This is a genomic window from Bradyrhizobium sp. AUGA SZCCT0431, from assembly GCF_018131065.1.
Lineage (GTDB): Bacteria > Pseudomonadota > Alphaproteobacteria > Rhizobiales > Xanthobacteraceae > Bradyrhizobium.
This window is the reverse complement of record NZ_JAFCLR010000012.1, coordinates 77,266-93,398: the sequence shown is the minus strand read 5'-3', so window position 1 is coordinate 93,398 and position 16,133 is coordinate 77,266. Positions and strand designations below refer to the sequence as shown.

General features: G+C 62.3%; 16 protein-coding genes and 1 pseudogene. 6 read left to right on the top strand and 11 right to left on the bottom strand.

Going from position 1 to position 16,133, the window contains the following annotated elements; translation table 11 throughout:
* Positions 1 to 9 precede the first annotated feature (9 nt).
* The 3 genes from sseA to JQ567_RS13950 all read right to left on the bottom strand — a co-directional run bounded on the left by sseA (position 10) and on the right by JQ567_RS13950 (position 2,740).
* Positions 10 to 867 (bottom strand): 3-mercaptopyruvate sulfurtransferase, encoded by an 858-nt coding sequence (gene sseA / locus JQ567_RS13960; RefSeq protein ID WP_212439347.1) that lies wholly within the window; start codon positions 865 to 867, stop codon positions 10 to 12.
* A 163-nt stretch (positions 868 to 1,030) separates the two neighbouring features.
* Complete coding sequence (locus JQ567_RS13955; protein WP_211997283.1) at positions 1,031 to 1,444, bottom strand: rhodanese-like domain-containing protein; 414 nt, start codon at positions 1,442 to 1,444, stop codon at positions 1,031 to 1,033.
* Between the two features lie 120 nt (positions 1,445 to 1,564).
* On the bottom strand, positions 1,565 to 2,740 hold the full coding sequence (locus JQ567_RS13950) for a VWA domain-containing protein (protein WP_212439346.1): 1,176 nt from the start codon (positions 2,738 to 2,740) through the stop codon (positions 1,565 to 1,567).
* Positions 2,741 to 2,888: 148 nt separating this feature from the next.
* Between JQ567_RS13950 and JQ567_RS13945 the strand changes: the two genes are divergently transcribed.
* From JQ567_RS13945 to JQ567_RS13935, 3 genes are all read left to right on the top strand, one after another.
* On the top strand, positions 2,889 to 3,131 hold the full coding sequence (locus JQ567_RS13945; protein WP_212033892.1) for a GlsB/YeaQ/YmgE family stress response membrane protein: 243 nt from the start codon (positions 2,889 to 2,891) through the stop codon (positions 3,129 to 3,131).
* Between the two features lie 98 nt (positions 3,132 to 3,229).
* Positions 3,230 to 4,072, top strand: a complete 843-nt coding sequence (locus JQ567_RS13940; RefSeq protein ID WP_211997282.1) for a MoxR family ATPase — start codon at positions 3,230 to 3,232, stop codon at positions 4,070 to 4,072.
* An 83-nt stretch (positions 4,073 to 4,155) separates the two neighbouring features.
* The gene (locus tag JQ567_RS13935) at positions 4,156 to 5,661 is read left to right on the top strand and encodes an NAD(P)/FAD-dependent oxidoreductase (protein WP_212439345.1); all 1,506 of its coding nucleotides are present in this window, start codon (positions 4,156 to 4,158) and stop codon (positions 5,659 to 5,661) included.
* A 44-nt stretch (positions 5,662 to 5,705) separates the two neighbouring features.
* Here JQ567_RS13935 and JQ567_RS13930 read toward each other — a convergent pair whose 3' ends face one another.
* The 3 genes from JQ567_RS13930 to JQ567_RS13920 are packed head-to-tail and all read right to left on the bottom strand — an operon-like array spanning position 5,706 to position 8,328.
* A complete protein-coding gene (locus JQ567_RS13930; RefSeq protein ID WP_212439344.1) occupies positions 5,706 to 6,722 on the bottom strand; it encodes a methyltransferase in 1,017 nt (338 codons plus the stop codon).
* A 21-nt stretch (positions 6,723 to 6,743) separates the two neighbouring features.
* Entirely contained in the window at positions 6,744 to 7,886 is a 1,143-nt protein-coding gene (locus JQ567_RS13925) for a tripartite tricarboxylate transporter substrate binding protein (protein WP_249165459.1), read from the bottom strand.
* Positions 7,810 to 8,328, bottom strand: coding sequence for a MarR family winged helix-turn-helix transcriptional regulator (locus tag JQ567_RS13920; protein WP_212439343.1), 519 nt, complete (start codon positions 8,326 to 8,328; stop codon positions 7,810 to 7,812). Before JQ567_RS13920 ends, JQ567_RS13925 begins: the two co-directional genes overlap by 77 nt.
* A gap of 176 nt (positions 8,329 to 8,504) precedes the next feature.
* Between JQ567_RS13920 and JQ567_RS13915 the strand changes: the two genes are divergently transcribed.
* The 3 genes from JQ567_RS13915 (at position 8,505) to JQ567_RS13905 (ending at position 11,399) form a co-directional block, all read left to right on the top strand.
* Positions 8,505 to 9,554: an aromatic ring-hydroxylating dioxygenase subunit alpha gene (locus tag JQ567_RS13915; protein WP_212439342.1), complete on the top strand. Its 1,050-nt coding sequence runs from the start codon at positions 8,505 to 8,507 to the stop codon at positions 9,552 to 9,554.
* Positions 9,555 to 9,558: 4 nt separating this feature from the next.
* Complete coding sequence (locus JQ567_RS13910) at positions 9,559 to 10,308, top strand: GntR family transcriptional regulator (RefSeq protein ID WP_212439341.1); 750 nt, start codon at positions 9,559 to 9,561, stop codon at positions 10,306 to 10,308.
* A gap of 113 nt (positions 10,309 to 10,421) precedes the next feature.
* Positions 10,422 to 11,399: a PDR/VanB family oxidoreductase gene (locus JQ567_RS13905; protein ID WP_212439340.1), complete on the top strand. Its 978-nt coding sequence runs from the start codon at positions 10,422 to 10,424 to the stop codon at positions 11,397 to 11,399.
* Between the two features lie 215 nt (positions 11,400 to 11,614).
* On the opposite strand, the pseudogene JQ567_RS13900 reads toward JQ567_RS13905, so the two are convergent.
* The 5 genes and pseudogenes from JQ567_RS13900 to JQ567_RS13880 all read right to left on the bottom strand — a co-directional run.
* A pseudogene (locus JQ567_RS13900) lies at positions 11,615 to 11,761 on the bottom strand (GMC oxidoreductase); the annotation flags it as partial.
* Between the two features lie 9 nt (positions 11,762 to 11,770).
* Entirely contained in the window at positions 11,771 to 12,619 is an 849-nt protein-coding gene (locus JQ567_RS13895; RefSeq protein ID WP_312017397.1) for a hypothetical protein, read from the bottom strand.
* 14 nt (positions 12,620 to 12,633) lie between these two features.
* Complete coding sequence (locus tag JQ567_RS13890; protein WP_212439339.1) at positions 12,634 to 14,277, bottom strand: GMC family oxidoreductase; 1,644 nt, start codon at positions 14,275 to 14,277, stop codon at positions 12,634 to 12,636.
* Positions 14,278 to 14,306: 29 nt separating this feature from the next.
* Positions 14,307 to 14,900, bottom strand: coding sequence for a GNAT family N-acetyltransferase (locus JQ567_RS13885; protein ID WP_212439338.1), 594 nt, complete (start codon positions 14,898 to 14,900; stop codon positions 14,307 to 14,309).
* 109 nt (positions 14,901 to 15,009) lie between these two features.
* Entirely contained in the window at positions 15,010 to 15,936 is a 927-nt protein-coding gene (locus tag JQ567_RS13880; RefSeq protein ID WP_212439337.1) for an SMP-30/gluconolactonase/LRE family protein, read from the bottom strand.
* Positions 15,937 to 16,133 lie beyond the last annotated feature (197 nt).

The window sequence follows — 16,133 nt, the reverse complement described above, 5'->3', positions numbered from 1 at the left end:
CCGCGCCGTTCAGGTGGGGCCGGTCGCAACCGGCGGCCCGCCCTGCATCCCCCATTCGGTCCATGAGCCGTCATACAGCGCACTGCCGCGCACGCCGAGGCGATAAAGCGCCAGCGTCAGCACCAGCGCGGAGACGCCGGAGCCGCAACTCGTCACGATCGGCGCGTCGAGCTTGACGCCGGCGCCGACGAACACGGCGCGCAGTTCCTCGAGCGACTTCATCGCACCGGTCGAGGCGTCGAACAGCTGGTTGTAGGGCACGCTAAAACTGCCGGGAATATGACCCGAACGCAGGCCCGGTCGCGGCTCGGGCACCTTGCCCTGATAGCGCTCGTTGGCGCGCGCATCGAGCACCTGCTCAGTGCGGCTGGTGAGGTTGTCGACCATCTGCTGGATGTTGCGCGTGTAACGCGGATCGAAGGTCGCCTTGAACGTCGCCGGCTTCGGCGTGACCTCACCGCTCTCGACCTTGCGCCCTTCGGCGCCCCACTTCTTCAGGCCGCCATTCAGGATGCGGACGTTCTGGTGTCCAAACGACAGGAACATCCACCACACGCGGGGTGCGGCGACCCATCCGCCGGAATCGTAGAGCACGACCGTATCGCCGTTGCTTATCCCGAGCCCGCCGACATCGCGGCCGAACTGCTCGGCGCTCGGAAACATGTGCGGCAGCGGATTGGAATGATCGGACACCGCGTCGACGTCGAAGAACACCGCGCCCGGAAGGTGGGAAGCGAGATAATCGTCCTTCGGCAGCGGCAGAATACCCGGCATCTTGAACGACGCGTCGATGATCTTGATCTTGGGATCGTCGAAATGCGCAGCGAGCCAGTCGGTGGAGACAAGCGGATCGTCGGTGGTGGTCATGTCCTATTTCCTTGTCATTCCGGGGCGCGCGTAGCGCGAGCTATGATGCGCAATCGCGCATCAGAGAATCTATCGCGCGACAGAGTTGGTGGATCAATGGATTCCGGGTTCGCGACTTCGTCGCGCCCCGGAACGACAGGCGGAGCGAGTGAGGACCGCTCGATCACCCCTTCTTCTTCGGCTCCCACTTCTCGACCGGGCCGCCGGCGTCGCGCCAGGCGGCGAAACCGCCGGCCATGTGCGCGACCGGCTTCAGGCCCATGTCTTTCGCGGTCTTGGCCGCCAGCGCCGAACGCATGCCGCCGGCGCAGTGGAAGATGAATTTCTTGTCCTGCTGGAACACCGGCTTGGCGTAGGGGCTTTCCGGATCGATCCAGAATTCCAGCATGCCGCGGGTGCAGGAGAACGCGCCGGGGATGCGGCCGTCGCGCTCGATCTCGCGGGGATCGCGGATATCGACGATCACGACATCGTCGCTGGCAGCCGCCTTGATCGAATCCACAGCGCTCAGGGTTTCGATCTCGGCATTGGCTTCGTCGATCAGGGATTTGATACCGCGGTGGATGGTCTGGGGCATTGATTGCACCTTTGTTGTCTGTTGTTGCTCCGGTCATTCCGGGGCGATGCTAAGCATCGAACCCGGAATCTCGAGATTCCGGGTTCGCGCTGCGCGCGCCCCGGAATGACGACGGGACAATTACCGCACCAGTTCCTTCATCGCGCCTTCGAGGCCTTCGATCGTGATCGGGTACATCCGCTCCGAGAACAGCCGGCGAATGATGGTGGTGGATTCCGAATAGTCCCAGTGCTTCTTCGCCACCGGATTGAGCCACACCGCGTGCGGATAGGTGCGCGTGATGCGATCGAGCCAGACCGAGCCGGCCTCCTCGTTGACGTGCTCGACCGAGCCGCCGGGAACCATGATCTCGTAGGGCGACATCGAGGCGTCGCCGACGAACACCACCTTGTAGTCGTGCGGGTATTTATGCAGCACGTCCCAGGTCGGCGTGCGGTCGGTGAAGCGCCGCTTGTTCTGCTTCCAGACGCCTTCATAAAGGCAGTTGTGGAAGTAGAAATATTCCATGTGCTTGAATTCGGTCTTCGCCGCCGAGAACAGCTCCTCGACCTGCTCGATATGCGAATCCATCGAGCCGCCGATGTCGAAGAACACCAGCACCTTGACCGCGTTGCGCCGCTCGGGGCGCATATGCACGTCGAGATAGCCGTGGTTGGCGGTCTCCTTGATCGTGGTGTCGAGGTCGAGCTCATCGGGCGCGCCGGTGCGGGCGAATTTGCGCAGGCGCCGCAGCGCGATCTTGATGTTGCGGATGCCGAGTTCGACGTTGCCGTCGAGATCCTTGAACTCGCGCTTGTCCCACACTTTGACGGCGCGGTTGTTGCGGTTCCTTTCCTGGCCGATCCGCACCCCCTCGGGATTGTAGCCGTGGGCGCCGAACGGCGAGGTGCCTGCCGTGCCGATCCACTTGCTGCCGCCCTGATGGCGGCCCTTCTGTTCCTCAAGCCGCTTGCGAAGCGTCTCCATGAGCTTGTCCCAGCCCATCGCCTCGATCTGCTTCTTCTCTTCCTCGGTGAGGTATTTCTCCGCGAGCTTCTTCAGCCATTCGGCGGGAATGTCCGCCTTCTCCATGGCGTCGAGCAGGTTCTCCAGCCCCTTGAACACGGAGCCGAACACGCGGTCGAACTTGTCGAGGTTGCGTTCGTCCTTCACCAAAGCGGCGCGGGAGAGGTAATAGAAATTCTCCACCGTCTGATCGGCGAGATCGGCGTCGAGCGCCTCCATCAGCGTCAAATATTCGCGCAAGGTCACCGGGACCTGTGCGTCGCGCAGCGATGTGAAGAATTGCAAGAACATGGAATACAGATTGCCCGCCGGGCCGCTGACGTCAAGGGCTAGCGGATTCCCGACAGGGAAGGCCAGCGCATACCAGACAGGCCTAGACCGGGAGGGTTTTTCCTCTAGAATTGAGCCATAAAGGGCTTATTCCGGCAGGGGAAATTCTATGGGGATCATAGCTGCGCTGATCATCGGCGCGATTGCGGGCTGGCTGGCCGGGAAGATCGTGCGGGGCGCAGGCTTCGGGCTGATCGGCAACATCGTGATCGGCATCATCGGCGCGCTTCTTGCGGGCTGGCTGTTGCCGCAACTGGGCGTCAACCTCGGCGGCGGCTGGATCCGCGAGATCATCAACGCCACCATCGGCGGCGTGATCATCCTGGTGATCCTCTCGCTGGTCAAACGCTGACAGGCGCGCATCACCTTCAATCGCGACCGCCGAACCGGCGGTCGTTTACTGTTCAGGCCGGAAACGGCGCAAGAACGAACAACAAGGCAAAGAGATAGATGAAATTTACCGGCACCAAGGACTACGTCGCCACCGAAGACCTCAAGGTCGCGGTCAACGCCTCGATCGTGCTCGAGCGCCCGCTGCTGATCAAGGGCGAGCCCGGTACCGGCAAGACCGTGCTGGCCGAGGAAGTCGCCAAGGCGCTCGGCGCGCCGCTGTTGACCTGGCACATCAAGTCCACCACCAAGGCGCAGCAGGGCCTTTACGAATACGACGCGGTGTCGCGGCTGCGCGACAGCCAGCTCGGCGACGCCAGGGTCTCCGACATCTCCAACTACATCAAGCGCGGCAAGCTGTGGGAAGCCTTCACCCACGACAAGCGCCCGGTGCTGCTGATCGACGAAATCGACAAGGCCGACATCGAATTCCCCAACGACCTCCTGCTCGAACTCGATCGCATGGAGTTCTTCGTCTACGAGACCGGCGAGAACATCAAGGCGAGCCTGCGCCCGATCGTGATGATCACCTCGAACAACGAGAAGGAATTGCCGGACGCGTTCCTGCGCCGCTGCTTCTTCCACTACATCAAGTTCCCCGACGCCGACACCATGGGCCGGATCGTCGACGTGCACTTCCCTAACATCAAGAAGCGCCTGGTCGAGGAAGCGCTGCGGATCTTCTTCGAGGTGCGCGAAGTGCCGGGCCTGAAGAAGAAGCCCTCGACGTCGGAGCTGCTCGACTGGCTCAAGCTGCTGCTCAACGAGGACATCACCCCGGAAATGCTGCGGGAGCGCGATCCGCGCAAGCTGATCCCGCCGCTGCACGGCGCGCTGCTGAAGAACGAGCAGGACGTGCATCTGTTCGAACGGCTGGCGTTCCTGAGCCGCCGCGAAGTGTAATCGCAAGACGACAACGCCAGAACCCGGGGTTCTGGCGTTTTGCTTTTGAAACGATAAAACCAACGACAAGAAGAACAGGGAAGATGAACGTTCAAACCCAGATTCACGCCGCCTCGCCCGGCCATACCGAGCATTTCGACGTCCTGATCGCGGGCACCGGGATCTCCGGCGTCGGTGCGGCCTATCATCTCACCACACAATGTCCGGGCACGAGTTTCGTCGCCCTCGAGACCCAGAAGACGTTCGGCGGCACCTGGAGCACGCACCGTTATCCGGGCATCCGCTCGGACAGCGACCTGCATACGTTCGGCTATCGCTTCAAGCCGTGGACCTCGGCGCCGATCGCAAGCGCGGCCGAGATCCTCAAATATATGGGTGATGTGATCGAGGAGAACGATCTCGCCCGCCACATCCGCTACCAGCACACCATCACTTCGGCGACCTGGTCGAGCGAACAGAACCTCTGGACTATCGAGGCCACGCGGAGCGACACCGGCGAAAAGCTGCGCTTCACCACCAATTTCTTCTGGATGTGCCAGGGCTATTACCGCCACACCGAAGGCTATACGCCGGAGTGGAAGGACATGGCCAAGTTCAAGGGCCAAATCGTCCATCCGCAGAAATGGCCTGAAGATCTCGACTACAAGAACAAGCGCGTCATCGTGATCGGCTCGGGCGCCACGGCCGCAACGCTGATCCCGGCGCTGGCCAATGACGTCGCGCACGTCACCATGCTGCAGCGTTCGCCGACCTATTTCCGCACCGGCCGCAACGCGATCGAGATCGCCGAGCAACTGCGGCAGTTGCAGGTCGACGAGAAGTGGATCCACGAAATCACGCGGCGGAAAATCCTGTTCGATCAGGACGCATTCACCCGCAGGACCTTTGAGGAGCCGGAAGCGGCGAAGAAGGATCTGCTGTCGGCGGTGGAAGCCTATCTCGGCAAGGACTACGACATCGCCACCCACTTCACGCCAAAGTACCGGCCGTGGCGACAGCGCATCGCCTTCATTCCCGATGGCGACCTGTTCCAGGGCATCAAGTCGGGCAAGGCTTCGGTCGTCACCGACGAGATCGAGTGCTTCACCGAAAAGGGCATCCTGCTGAAATCCGGCAAGGAACTGGAAGCCGACATCATCATCACCGCGACCGGCTTCAACCTCTCGGCCAATGGTGACATCGAATTCGCGGTCGATGGCAAGAAGCTCGATTTCGCCGATACCGTGACCTATCGCGGCATGATGTTCACCGGCGTGCCGAACCTGGTCTGGGTGTTCGGATATTTCCGCGCCAGCTGGACCTTGCGCGTCGACCTCGTCGCCGATTTCGTGTGCCGGCTGCTCAACCACATGAAGGACACCGGCGCGAAGAAAGTGGCGCCGCAGCTTCGGCCGGAAGACCACAACATGCCGCTGCTGCCCTGGATCGATCCGGAAAATTTCAATCCCGGCTACATGATGCGCGGCATGCACCTGTTGCCCAAGCGCGGCGACAAGCCGGAATGGCAGCATAACCAGGATTACTGGGCGGAGAAGGATGAATTTCCGGCCATCGACCTGAAGGACCACGTCTTCGTTTATGGCTCCTGACGATAGTCGCCGAGTGACGGAGACATCCGTCACTCGGGGAGCTGTCAGTTGAGATGAGCCTCAATCACGTTGAAGCGGCCGGCTGGATAGATCGCGGCGAGGCGGAAGCCGCTTTGGGCAAGCAGTTCGGCATATTGCCGCTCGGTGCGCTCGAGCCCGCCCGGCCCGCGAAGCATATTCAGATCGCTCAGTGCGTGCGCCCTGTCCTCTTCATTCGTCGTTGGCGATTCCGGCATCAGCCGTTCGACCAACAGCAATTTGCCATTGCCCGGCAGCGCCTGGCGGCAGTTCCGCAAGATTGAAGTGCTGCGGACGTCATCCCAATCGTGGATCACGCTCTTGAGGATGATCGCGTCAATAGCCGGCGGCACGCGCTGAAAGAAATCGCCGGCCGCGAAATCCACGCGGTCACTGACACCGATGTGTCGAAGATGGCTGGTTGCGGCCTCCGCGCACCTCGGAAGGTCGAAGACAGTTCCGCGCAACTGCCGGTTTTGCATCGCGATAGCGCCGAGCAATTCACCGGACCCGCCTCCCACATCCATCAAATGCGACAATCCGCTGAAGTCGTAGCATCGCAGAATTTCCGGTGTGACCAGCCGCGTAAGGTCCGTCATCGCCGCGTTGAATTTGGCGACGTTGCCTGGCGTTTGCCCCATCAAATCAAAGCTGTTCTCAAGCCCCATAAGTTGAGCGGCGGTCTTGCCGGTCATTATCGTTTCGAGCAGGCCGGCCCAGGACTTTGTGAGCATCTCCGCTTCCAGGAAGGCCCACGCCTTGAACGATTGCTCGGATGCGCCGTCGAGGCAGGCCCCCACGTCAGTCAATGCGTAGGAATTGTCGCTGGTCCGCGCGAACAGGCCGATGGTGGAAAGTGCGGTGAGCAGACGTCCGAGCGCCCGCTCGTCCGCGCCGGTCGCCGCTGCAAGCTTGGCCACCGTCTGCGGGCCGTCCCGCAGAAGCTCCGCCAGCCCCAGTCTCACCGCGACATGGATCACCGCAGTGATGCGGTGCGACTGTATCAAGTCGAGAAGTTTGAGGGCCGGGAGTTGTGACGACATCGCCTCTCTCCGATCGCGGGTTTATTGCGGGCTCCGGATATCAATCGATTTGGTGATTTCGCTCAACGCTGTTCGTTGCTTTTCGATCCCTTGTTTCAGCTCCTCGGTCGTTCCCTTGAGCACGTTATGCCCGCTTGCCTCCAGTTTGCGGCGAACATCGGCGTCCCGACAGATCGCGGCGACATCAGCGGCAATTCGGTTTCTCAGCGCTTCGGACAGGGCCTTGCCACCAAAAATTCCTGCCATTCCAGCGATTTCAAGCTCGGGGTAACCGAGTTCGCGCACGGTCTTGATGTCGGGCAGCGTGGCTGCACGGCCTGGATTGGCGACGGCAAGAAAGCGCGCCTTTCCGGCCTGAACGGGTGAGGACGAGGCCGTCAATGAGGTGAGAAGCGCCTGTATCCGGCCCTCACCGAGGTCAGCCTGCGGCTGGGAGGCGTCGCGATAACTGACGAAATTCATCCTTAGATCGTGTTGTCTCAGGAACGCCGAAAATACAAATCGCGGCAGGGTCGGTCCGGACGCCCAGGCATATTTCTCGGGGCTGGTCCGCAGCGCCGCGATCAACTCCGGAATGCTGTTGACCGACAGCTGATTGCTGACCGCGAGTGTCAAAACGATCTCTGTGGTCGCCGCAATCGGCACCAGATCGTGGTTGACGTCGTAGGGCAGCCGGTCGACCAGCAGTGGCGCCACCGTGATGGAGCCGGCCACCGTATACAACAACGTATGATCGTCCTGGTTTGCGACGAACGATCCGACGCCAATCGTACCTTCAGCGCCAGGCCGATCCTCAACCACGACTGGCTTGCCCCATTTCTTGCCCAGCGCATCGGCGAAGATTCGGGCAGCGGCATCATTGGCGCTTCCGGGCGGAAAGGTCACGATCAGCTTGACCTGCCGCTCGGGCCAATCCGCTCTTGCGGACATCGGCGCAACAAGCGCCGTGACACAAGCCGCAAGAACAGCGATCGCGCGCAGCCCTCGCGCCTTGCGCCATGTGGATTTTCCTTGAGCTGAGCGATGAGCCGACCATGTTGGAGTATGAGACACTTGCGAGAACATTGTCACGACTGCCTCCCATTCGTTACTGGCTTGGATTTGCTGGCTTGGATTTGCGTTGCGGCTTTCGGCGACCGTTTCCGGGACGGGCGTAAGAATCATTCGCTTCAATGACGCGCACGAGCATGTCCAGCAACGCGCGCCGTTCGTCTGGCGATAGCGGCGCCAGCAGGCGCTCCTGAGCGGCAAGCAAGTCGGGACTCAAGCGGCGACGCAAGGCCGCGCCTCGCTCGGTCACGTAGAGCTTGCGCGCGCGCCTGTCATCGGGATCGATCTTCCGCTCGACGAGGCCCTTGCCCTCCAGTACGTCGATCATCAGGCCAAAATTGACCACATCGACGCCCATGCCCTCGGCCACCTGTCTCTGGCCTCTCCCCGGCCGCTCCAGGACGGCGACGAGAACGCCAAAAAGCATCGGCGTCAGATCCTCGCCGCTCAGTATCTCGGCGGTGACACCAAGGCAGATTTGATTGAAGCGACGCGCCAAATGAGCCGGCACCCGGTGGGACGGCAATACTTCCGGAGAAGCGTGCGGCTCGGCCATGATCATCTCAAAAGATAAGAATTATTATTATAATAATTATTTACTGTATGTCAAAACCACAGCACTTATAGATATGTATACTATAAAGGTAACATATAACCTTTTCCATACATAGTTTGCCATATCCGGCGCATTAATGTATACATCATGAATTCATTATGCCATGGAGTGCAGCCATGCCGTCATCCTTCCCACTCAATGCCTGGTACGCCGCCGCGTGGGACGTCGATCTCAAGCACGCGCTGTTTCCCCGCACGATCTGCGGCAAGCACGTGGTGATGTACCGCCGGTCTGACGGCCAGGTGGCCGCGCTGGAGGACGCCTGCTGGCACCGGCTGGTGCCGCTGTCGAAGGGGCGGCTCGACGGCGACACCGTCGTCTGCGGCTATCACGGGCTGAAATACAATGCGCAGGGCCGCTGCACCTACATGCCCTCGCAGGAGACCATCAATCCGTCGGCCTGCGTGCGCTCCTATCCCGTGGTCGAGCGGCATCGCTTTGTCTGGCTGTGGATGGGCGACCCGGCGCTGGCCGATCCGGCGCTGGTGCCTGACATGCACTGGAACGACGATCCGGCCTGGGCCGGCGACGGCAAGACCATTCAGGTCAAATGCGACTACCGCCTCGTGGTCGACAATCTGATGGACCTCACCCACGAGACCTTCGTGCACGGCTCCAGCATCGGCAACGACCACGTCGCCGAGGCCCCGTTCGACGTCACCCATGGCGAGCGCACCGTGACGGTGACGCGCTGGATGCGCGGCATCGAGGCGCCGCCGTTCTGGGCCGCACAGCTCGGCAAGCCCGGCCCGGTCGACCGCTGGCAGATCATCCATTTTCAGGCGCCCGGCACCGTCAATATCGATGTCGGCGTGGCGCCCGCCGGCACCGGCGCGCCGGAAGGCGACCGCTCGCAAGGCGTCAACGGCTTCGTGCTCAACACCATGACGCCGGAGACCGACACCACCTGCCACTATTTCTGGGCCTTCGTGCGCAATCATCGCCTGACCGAACAGAAGCTGACCACCGAGATCCGCGAGGGCGTTTCCAATATTTTTCGCGAGGACGAGATCATCCTCGAGGCGCAACAGCGCGCCATGGACGAGAATCCCGACCGCACCTTCTACAATCTCAACATCGACGCCGGCGCGATGTGGGCGCGGCGGGTGATCGATCGGATGGTGGCCCACGAGACATCGCCGCCGACCGCGCAAGCCGCGGAGTGAGGCCATGAGCGAACGCGATTCCGAACGCTCGATCTCGCAGACGGTGCGGGCCCAGCTCGCGCTGCGCGACATGATCCTGTCCGGGCAATTGCGGCCGGGCGAGCGCATCTCCGAATTGCAGGCGGTCGAGATCACCAACGTGTCGCGGACGCCGGTGCGACTGGCGCTGGTCCGGCTCGAAGACGAAGGCCTGTTGCAGGCGATCCCCTCCGGCGGCTTCATGGTCAAGGCGTTCACCGAGCGCGACATTCTCGATTCGATCGAACTGCGCGGCACACTGGAAGGCCTCGCCGCCCGCTTCGCCGCCGAACGCGGCGCCAGCGCGCGCAGCCTCGAGCCGCTGAAGGAATGCCTCGCCGACCTCGATCAGCTGGTTCGCCAGGATCCGGTCTCGGTCGAAGCCTTTTCCGCCTATGTGACCATGAACGCGCGCTTTCACGCGCTGCTCACCGAACTCTCCGCCAGCCCGCCGCTGATCCGGCAGATCGACCGCGTCTCGGCATTGCCGTTTGCGTCCCCAAGCAGCTTCGTGATGGCGCAGTCGGCGCTGCCGGAAGCGCACCAGATCCTGCTGATCGGCCAGGACCATCACCGCATCGTGGTGGACGCGATCGAGAACCGCGAGGGCGGGCGCGCCGAAGCGATCATGCGCGAGCATTCGCGGCTCGCCGCACGCAATCTGCGGCTGGCGCTGCGCAATCGCACACATCTCGATCTGCTGCCGGCACTCGCTCTGCTTCAATCCCCGGCCTAGAACCTTTTCCGTTCCGATTGAATCGGAACGGGCCTCTAGATTTTTGTTTTGACGCGTTTTCTTGACGCGAACCGGTATCCACTTCTCTTGAAAACGCTCTAGGAGGGATCGTCATGCGCTTTGCCGAACAATGGAGCTGGTGCACGATCGATGCGATCCGTGACGTCACGCCTGGCATCCGCGAATTCCGCCTGCGCCCTGACGGCGGCGTGGCGCCCTACCCGGCCGGCAGCCATCTCAACGTCGCGGTGCTGATCGACGGGCAGCCCGCACGGCGGTCCTATTCGCTGGTCGGCGATCGCGACCCGCACAGCTATCGCATCGCGGTGCGGCTGGCGCCGGACAGTCGCGGCGGCTCGCGCGCGATGTGGAGCCTCAAGCCGGGCGCGCGGGTCGAAATCTCCAATCCCACATCGCTGCTCGATATCGACTGGAACAGGCAGAATTATTGCCTGATCGCTGGCGGCATCGGCATCACCCCGATCACCGGCATCGCCAGCGCCCTGCACCGGCGGAATATCGACCTGCGCCTGCACTACGCGGTGAAGTCGCGCAGCGACGCCGCCTATCTCGACGAATTGTCCTCGGTACTCGGTGACCGGCTGGTCGTCCACGCCAGCGACGAAGGCATGCGGCTCGATCTCGATGCCACCTTCCGCGCACTGCCATCGGATGCGATTGCCATCATGTGCGGGCCGATGCGGATGCTGGAGGCGGCACGGCGCGCCTGGAACGAGGCCGGGCGGTCTCCCGCCGATCTGCGCTACGAAACCTTCGGCTCCAGCGGCCTGCTGCCGACGGCGGAATTCCGTGTGCGCCTGAAGGACACCGGCGCGGAGCTTGTGGTCTCGCCCAACAGCTCGATGCTCGACGTGCTCAACGACGCCGGCTTCGAGGTGATCTCGGACTGCCAGCGCGGCGAATGCGGCGTCTGCGCGGTCGATGTCATCGCCGTCGACGGCGAGATCGACCACCGCGACGTGTTCTTCAGCGACCAGCAGAAGAAAGACAACCGCAAGATCTGCCCGTGCGTATCACGCGCCGTGGGCGTGGTCACGATCGACACGCTGTACCGGCCTGAGGCGGCTTAAAGCGTGATGAAGTTAGGTGGAGTCGGTAGGGCTGCAGATTCGCTGCACCTCTCCCGCTTGCGGGATCGAGACGAGCGAAGCTCGCTCTTAGGTCGACGCGCGAAGCGCGGCGGGTGGGGGTCTATCCACTTGGAGAGCGCGTCGTGCGGATAGACCCCCACCCCAGCCCTCCCCCGCAAACGCGGGAGAGGAGCGCAGTCCCTTCGCGGTTGGCACTAAACCCCCGCCGCTTCCGGCGCGGCCTTGCCGCGGATCATGTCGGAGGCCTTGTCGGCGATCATCATGGTCGAGGCGTTGAGATAGGCCGAGATTATCCGCGGCATGATCGAGGCGTCGGCCACGCGCAGGCCCTGCGGGCCATGGCGCGCTCCTCAAGATGAGCTCTCCGGTCGTGGCGAAGTTTGCTCAATCGTCCCAGCGACCACATTGAACAGCTCGACTAGGGCCCTGACGCCGAGAACATATTCGCGGTCATTGCTGCAACCCTCGTAAGTCGCGACACCCGGCACAAGCCGACCCAGCAAGCCGTCAGCTCCTTCGACGTCGAGCGCGAACTTCGGCTCGTCAACATGAAAGATTCGAAACTTCAATGGGGACCACATGCGAAACATATTGCCGCCGAGCCAGACGCCAATCTCGAAAACGAGGCCGCTATCAGTCTTTTTCCGCCAACGGTTGCGAGAGTAACCTTCGAAGCCAAGTGCGGAGCAGAACTGTTCGAGGAACGGAATCACATCCTTCTTCTTCTTCAACCCGTCCTTGGCGTCGATAGCCAACCGTTCGGCCTCCGCCGCCCGCGCACGGTGAAAGAGCGCGCTCCGGTTCTCCCTGAACTCCCGATCCGTCCAGACCCTCTTGTGATGTTCAAGCAGGCATTTGAGGAGCGGTGGAGACTGGTATGGCGGCTCAATGGGACCTCTCGCGGCGAAGAGTTCATCCAGAAACGCCGAGCGATATTGAGGTTGAATGGCGAAATACCTCATATCGGAATCGCACTTTCCTATCGACAGCATGGTCTCCAAAGCGACTTCGTCCCAGTATCGGTTGAGCATATCCGACTGCTGCTCGCCGCAGAACTCGATGATCTCGTTCTGCCACACGCTGTGGAGCGAGAAGCCAAGCGCCTCGAATGCGCGCTGCGTTGGACCTCGGCCGGGCCATTTCGACACCACCCGGAGAAGCGGATGGTCTTTCGTCAGTTGCGCTTCATCCTCCGGCACGCTGAACCACCCCGTTACGCGTAACCCGCCAGCTTCGCCGCCTCCGGTGCGGCCTTGCCGCGGATCATGTCGGAGGCCTTGTCGGCGATCATCATGGTCGAGGCATTGAGATTGGCCGAGATCATCCGCGGCATGATCGAGGCATCGACCACCCTCAGGCCCTGCAGCCCGTGCACGCGCAGCTGGTCGTCGACCACGGCCCATTTGGTATCCGCCAGTCCCATGCGGCAGGTGCAGCCGGGATGGAAGGTAGTGGTGCCGCGCTCGGTGGCCGCAGCGAGAAACTCGTCGTCGCTTTGCACCTTGGGCCCGGGGAAATCCTCATAGGCGTAATATTGCGACAGCGGCGCGGAGGCGAGTAGCCGGCGCGCCAGCTTCATGCCGGCGACGACGACGCGGCGATCGAGCTCCTCGACCAGGTAATTGGTCTGAATGATCGGCGGCGCAAACGGATCGGCCGAGCGGATGCGGACGTAGCCGCGGCTTTCCGGGCGCTGCTGCCAGGATGCGATGGTCATGCCGGGCTCGTCTTCGAGCTGGCCCTGCACGCCCTCCTTGTAGCTTGCGGGCGTGAACGTCAGCTGCAGGTCGGAGCTCTCGGTGGTCTCGCCGGAATGCCAGAAGCAATAGACCATGGTCGGCGACAGCGACAGCAGCCCGCGTCGCGTCGTCGCCCATTTCAGCGCCTCGACCCAGAGGCTCAGCCCGCGCCGGAGTTCGTTGATGGTCTTGATGTTCTTGACGCGCGCGACCGAACGCGGCGCGTAATGATCCTGCAGGCCCTCGCCGACGCCTGATAGCGCGTGACGCACCTCGATGCCGTGCGACTGCAACAGCTCCGGCGAGCCGACGCCGGACAATTGCAACACTTGAGGTGAATTGTAGGTACCGCCGGAGAGGATGACCTCCTTGTTGGCGCGCACTTCGGTGGGCGTGCCGCCCTTGCCGCCCTTCAGGTAGCGGACGCCGACGGCGCGCTTGCCTTCGAAGATGATGTTGGTGACATGTGCATGCGTCCGCACATCGACATTCCCGCGTTTTACCGCCGGATGCAGGAACGCGGTCGCCGCGCTGACGCGCAGGCCGTTTTGGATGGTGCGCTGGGCGTAGGAGACGCCCTCCTGGATCGCGCCGTTGTAATCGGGGTTGCGCGGAATGCCGAGGCTCATGGCGCCCGCCATGAACGCCTCGCACAGCGGATCCCGCCAATCCATGGTGGTGACGGTCAGGTTGCCGTCGCGCCCGCGATAGGTTTCATCGCCCTCGCCGACGCGCCGCTCCAGCCGCCTGAAATAGGGCAGTATGTCCGGATAGCCCCAGCTGCGATTGCCGAGCTGCGCCCAGGTGTCGAAATCCTGGCGCTGGCCGCGGTTGTAGATATGGCCGTTGATCGAGGACGAGCCGCCGAGGGTCTTGCCGCGCGGCGCGTAGATGCTGCGGCCACCGGTCCACGGCCCCGGCTCCTGCTGGTACGCCCAGTTGATGCTCTTCATGTGGAACGTCTTGATGAAGCCGGCCGGCAGATGGATGTAGGGATGCCAATCCCTGCCCCCTGCTTCCAGCACGCAGACGCTGGTGCCCGCATCTTCGCTCAGGCGGTTGGCGAGCACGCTGCCTGCGGAGCCCGCGCCAATGATCACATAATCGAACGTTTCCATCACACTTTTTTCTGCCGCGGGTTGAAAAACTACCGCAGTCTATCGTTGAGTTGATAATTGAGATGCGCCTTCACCGTCGGCCACTCGCTGGCGATAATGCTGAAGACCACGGTATCGCGCAACGTGCCATTCGGCGCGATCACGTGGTTGCGCAAGATGCCATCCTGCTTGGCGCCCAGGCGTTCGATGCCGCGGCGGCTTTGCTGGTTGAAGAAGTGCGTGCGGAACTCCACCGCAATGCAATCGAGCGTCTCGAAGGCATGCGTCAGCAACAGCAACTTGCACTGCGTATTGACGGCGCTGCGCTGCACACGCTTGGCGTACCAGGTGGAGCCGATCTCGACGCGCCGGTTGGCGGCATCGACATTCATGTAGGTCGTCATGCCTGCGATCTTGCCGTCGGCATCGAACACCGTGAACGGCAGCATCGAGCCCGCCGCCTGCAAGCCCAGCCGGCGATCGATCTCCTTGGTCATGTCTTCCGGCGCCGGCACAAAGGTGTACCAGAGATTCCACAGCTCCCCGTCCCGCACCGCTTCGGTCAGGCCGTCGCGTTGATCGTGCGACAGCGGTTCGAGCCGCGCGTTGGCGCCGCGAAGGGTAACCGGTTCAAGCCAGGGCATCTGTCACTCTCTTTCCGTCATTGCGAGGAGCGAAGCGACGAAGCAATCCATTCTTTCTTCGTCCGGCACAATGGATTGCTTCGCTTCGCTCGCAATGACGCACTATAGATTATTTATTCAAGAAATTCAGCGGCAGGCCGGGGCGCGGCCAGTCCATCGCGACCAGTTCGCCCTTGGTTGACAGCGTGATGTAGGCAGTCTTCAGCTCGGGCCCGCCGAAGGCGATATTGGTGGTCATGCGGTCGCCGGTCGGCACCTGCTCGACCAGCGTGCCATCGGGCGCGATCACGGAGATGCAGCCCGAGATCAGCGTCGCCACGCAGATATTGCCTGAGGCTTCGACCGCGAGCGAGTCGAACATCTGGTAGCCGCCGAGGCCCGTGATCGGCTTGCCGCGTTCACCGCGATAGATCGGCTCACGCGGCTTCAACATGCCGGGCGCGGAAAGTTCGTAGGCCCATAGCCGCGCGGTCGGCGTTTCGGCGATGTAGACAGTGTTTTCGTCTGGCGACAGCCCGATGCCGTTGGCCGGCAGAACGCCGTGCACGACCTCGACAATCTCCTTCATGCCGGGCTTGACGTAGTAGACGCCGCCAACATCCATGTCGCGGGCCCGGCGCTTGCCGAGTTCGGAGAACCACAGGCCACCATGCTTGTCGAAAACAAGGTCGTTGGGACCCCGCAGCGGATACTCGCCGCATTTGTCGACCACTGTCTCGACCCTGCCGTTCGAGAGGTCGACGCGCTGGATCGAGCCACCGAGATAGTCATCGGGCTGCGGACCCGGCATGATCACCTTGCCCGTCGGAATCCAGCTAAAGCCGCCATTGTTGCAGAAGTACATTTTTCCGTCGGGCCCAAGCGCTGCGCCATTGGGGCCACCGGGGACTTCCGCGACCACCTCCTTGCGCCCGTCCGGCCAGATCCGTGTCAGCCGCCGGCCGCGTATTTCGACCAGCACGACCGATCCGTCCGGCATGACCACCGGGCCTTCCGGAAACTCCAGATCGGTGGCAAGAACGCGGACATTTCCCATGAAATCCTCCCGGCTTTTTATGGCTGCAGGCGGACTCCAAGCTCATTTCCGCACGCGCAACACTGACGTTGCGTCATGTTATGGCAAAGCAGGTCACGCTTGCCAACCCGACGACCTGCGCAACAGGTATGCCGCGCTCCCCGGCCTCGCCACCAGCGAACGGATATCCGATAGCCGTACAGCAAAAAGGCGTATGC

Bases quoted from the DNA above. Each gene is read 5' to 3' on its own strand.
- JQ567_RS13925 (WP_249165459.1), bottom strand. From the start codon at position 7,886: ATGATTCTTACGCCCGTCCCGGAAACGGTCGCCGAAAGCCGCAACGCA.
- JQ567_RS13885 (WP_212439338.1), bottom strand. From the start codon at position 14,900: ATGCCCTGGCTTGAACCGGTTACCCTTCGCGGCGCCAACGCGCGGCTC.
- JQ567_RS13945 (WP_212033892.1), top strand. From the start codon at position 2,889: ATGGGGATCATAGCTGCGCTGATCATCGGCGCGATTGCGGGCTGGCTG.
- JQ567_RS13935 (WP_212439345.1), top strand. From the start codon at position 4,156: ATGAACGTTCAAACCCAGATTCACGCCGCCTCGCCCGGCCATACCGAG.
- JQ567_RS13930 (WP_212439344.1), bottom strand. From the start codon at position 6,722: ATGTCGTCACAACTCCCGGCCCTCAAACTTCTCGACTTGATACAGTCG.
- JQ567_RS13940 (WP_211997282.1), top strand. From the start codon at position 3,230: ATGAAATTTACCGGCACCAAGGACTACGTCGCCACCGAAGACCTCAAG.
- JQ567_RS13950 (WP_212439346.1), bottom strand. From the start codon at position 2,740: ATGTTCTTGCAATTCTTCACATCGCTGCGCGACGCACAGGTCCCGGTG.
- sseA (WP_212439347.1), bottom strand. From the start codon at position 867: ATGACCACCACCGACGATCCGCTTGTCTCCACCGACTGGCTCGCTGCG.
- JQ567_RS13910 (WP_212439341.1), top strand. From the start codon at position 9,559: ATGAGCGAACGCGATTCCGAACGCTCGATCTCGCAGACGGTGCGGGCC.
- JQ567_RS13955 (WP_211997283.1), bottom strand. From the start codon at position 1,444: ATGCCCCAGACCATCCACCGCGGTATCAAATCCCTGATCGACGAAGCC.
- JQ567_RS13915 (WP_212439342.1), top strand. From the start codon at position 8,505: ATGCCGTCATCCTTCCCACTCAATGCCTGGTACGCCGCCGCGTGGGAC.
- JQ567_RS13920 (WP_212439343.1), bottom strand. From the start codon at position 8,328: ATGGCCGAGCCGCACGCTTCTCCGGAAGTATTGCCGTCCCACCGGGTG.
- JQ567_RS13880 (WP_212439337.1), bottom strand. From the start codon at position 15,936: ATGGGAAATGTCCGCGTTCTTGCCACCGATCTGGAGTTTCCGGAAGGC.
- JQ567_RS13905 (WP_212439340.1), top strand. From the start codon at position 10,422: ATGCGCTTTGCCGAACAATGGAGCTGGTGCACGATCGATGCGATCCGT.
- JQ567_RS13890 (WP_212439339.1), bottom strand. From the start codon at position 14,277: ATGGAAACGTTCGATTATGTGATCATTGGCGCGGGCTCCGCAGGCAGC.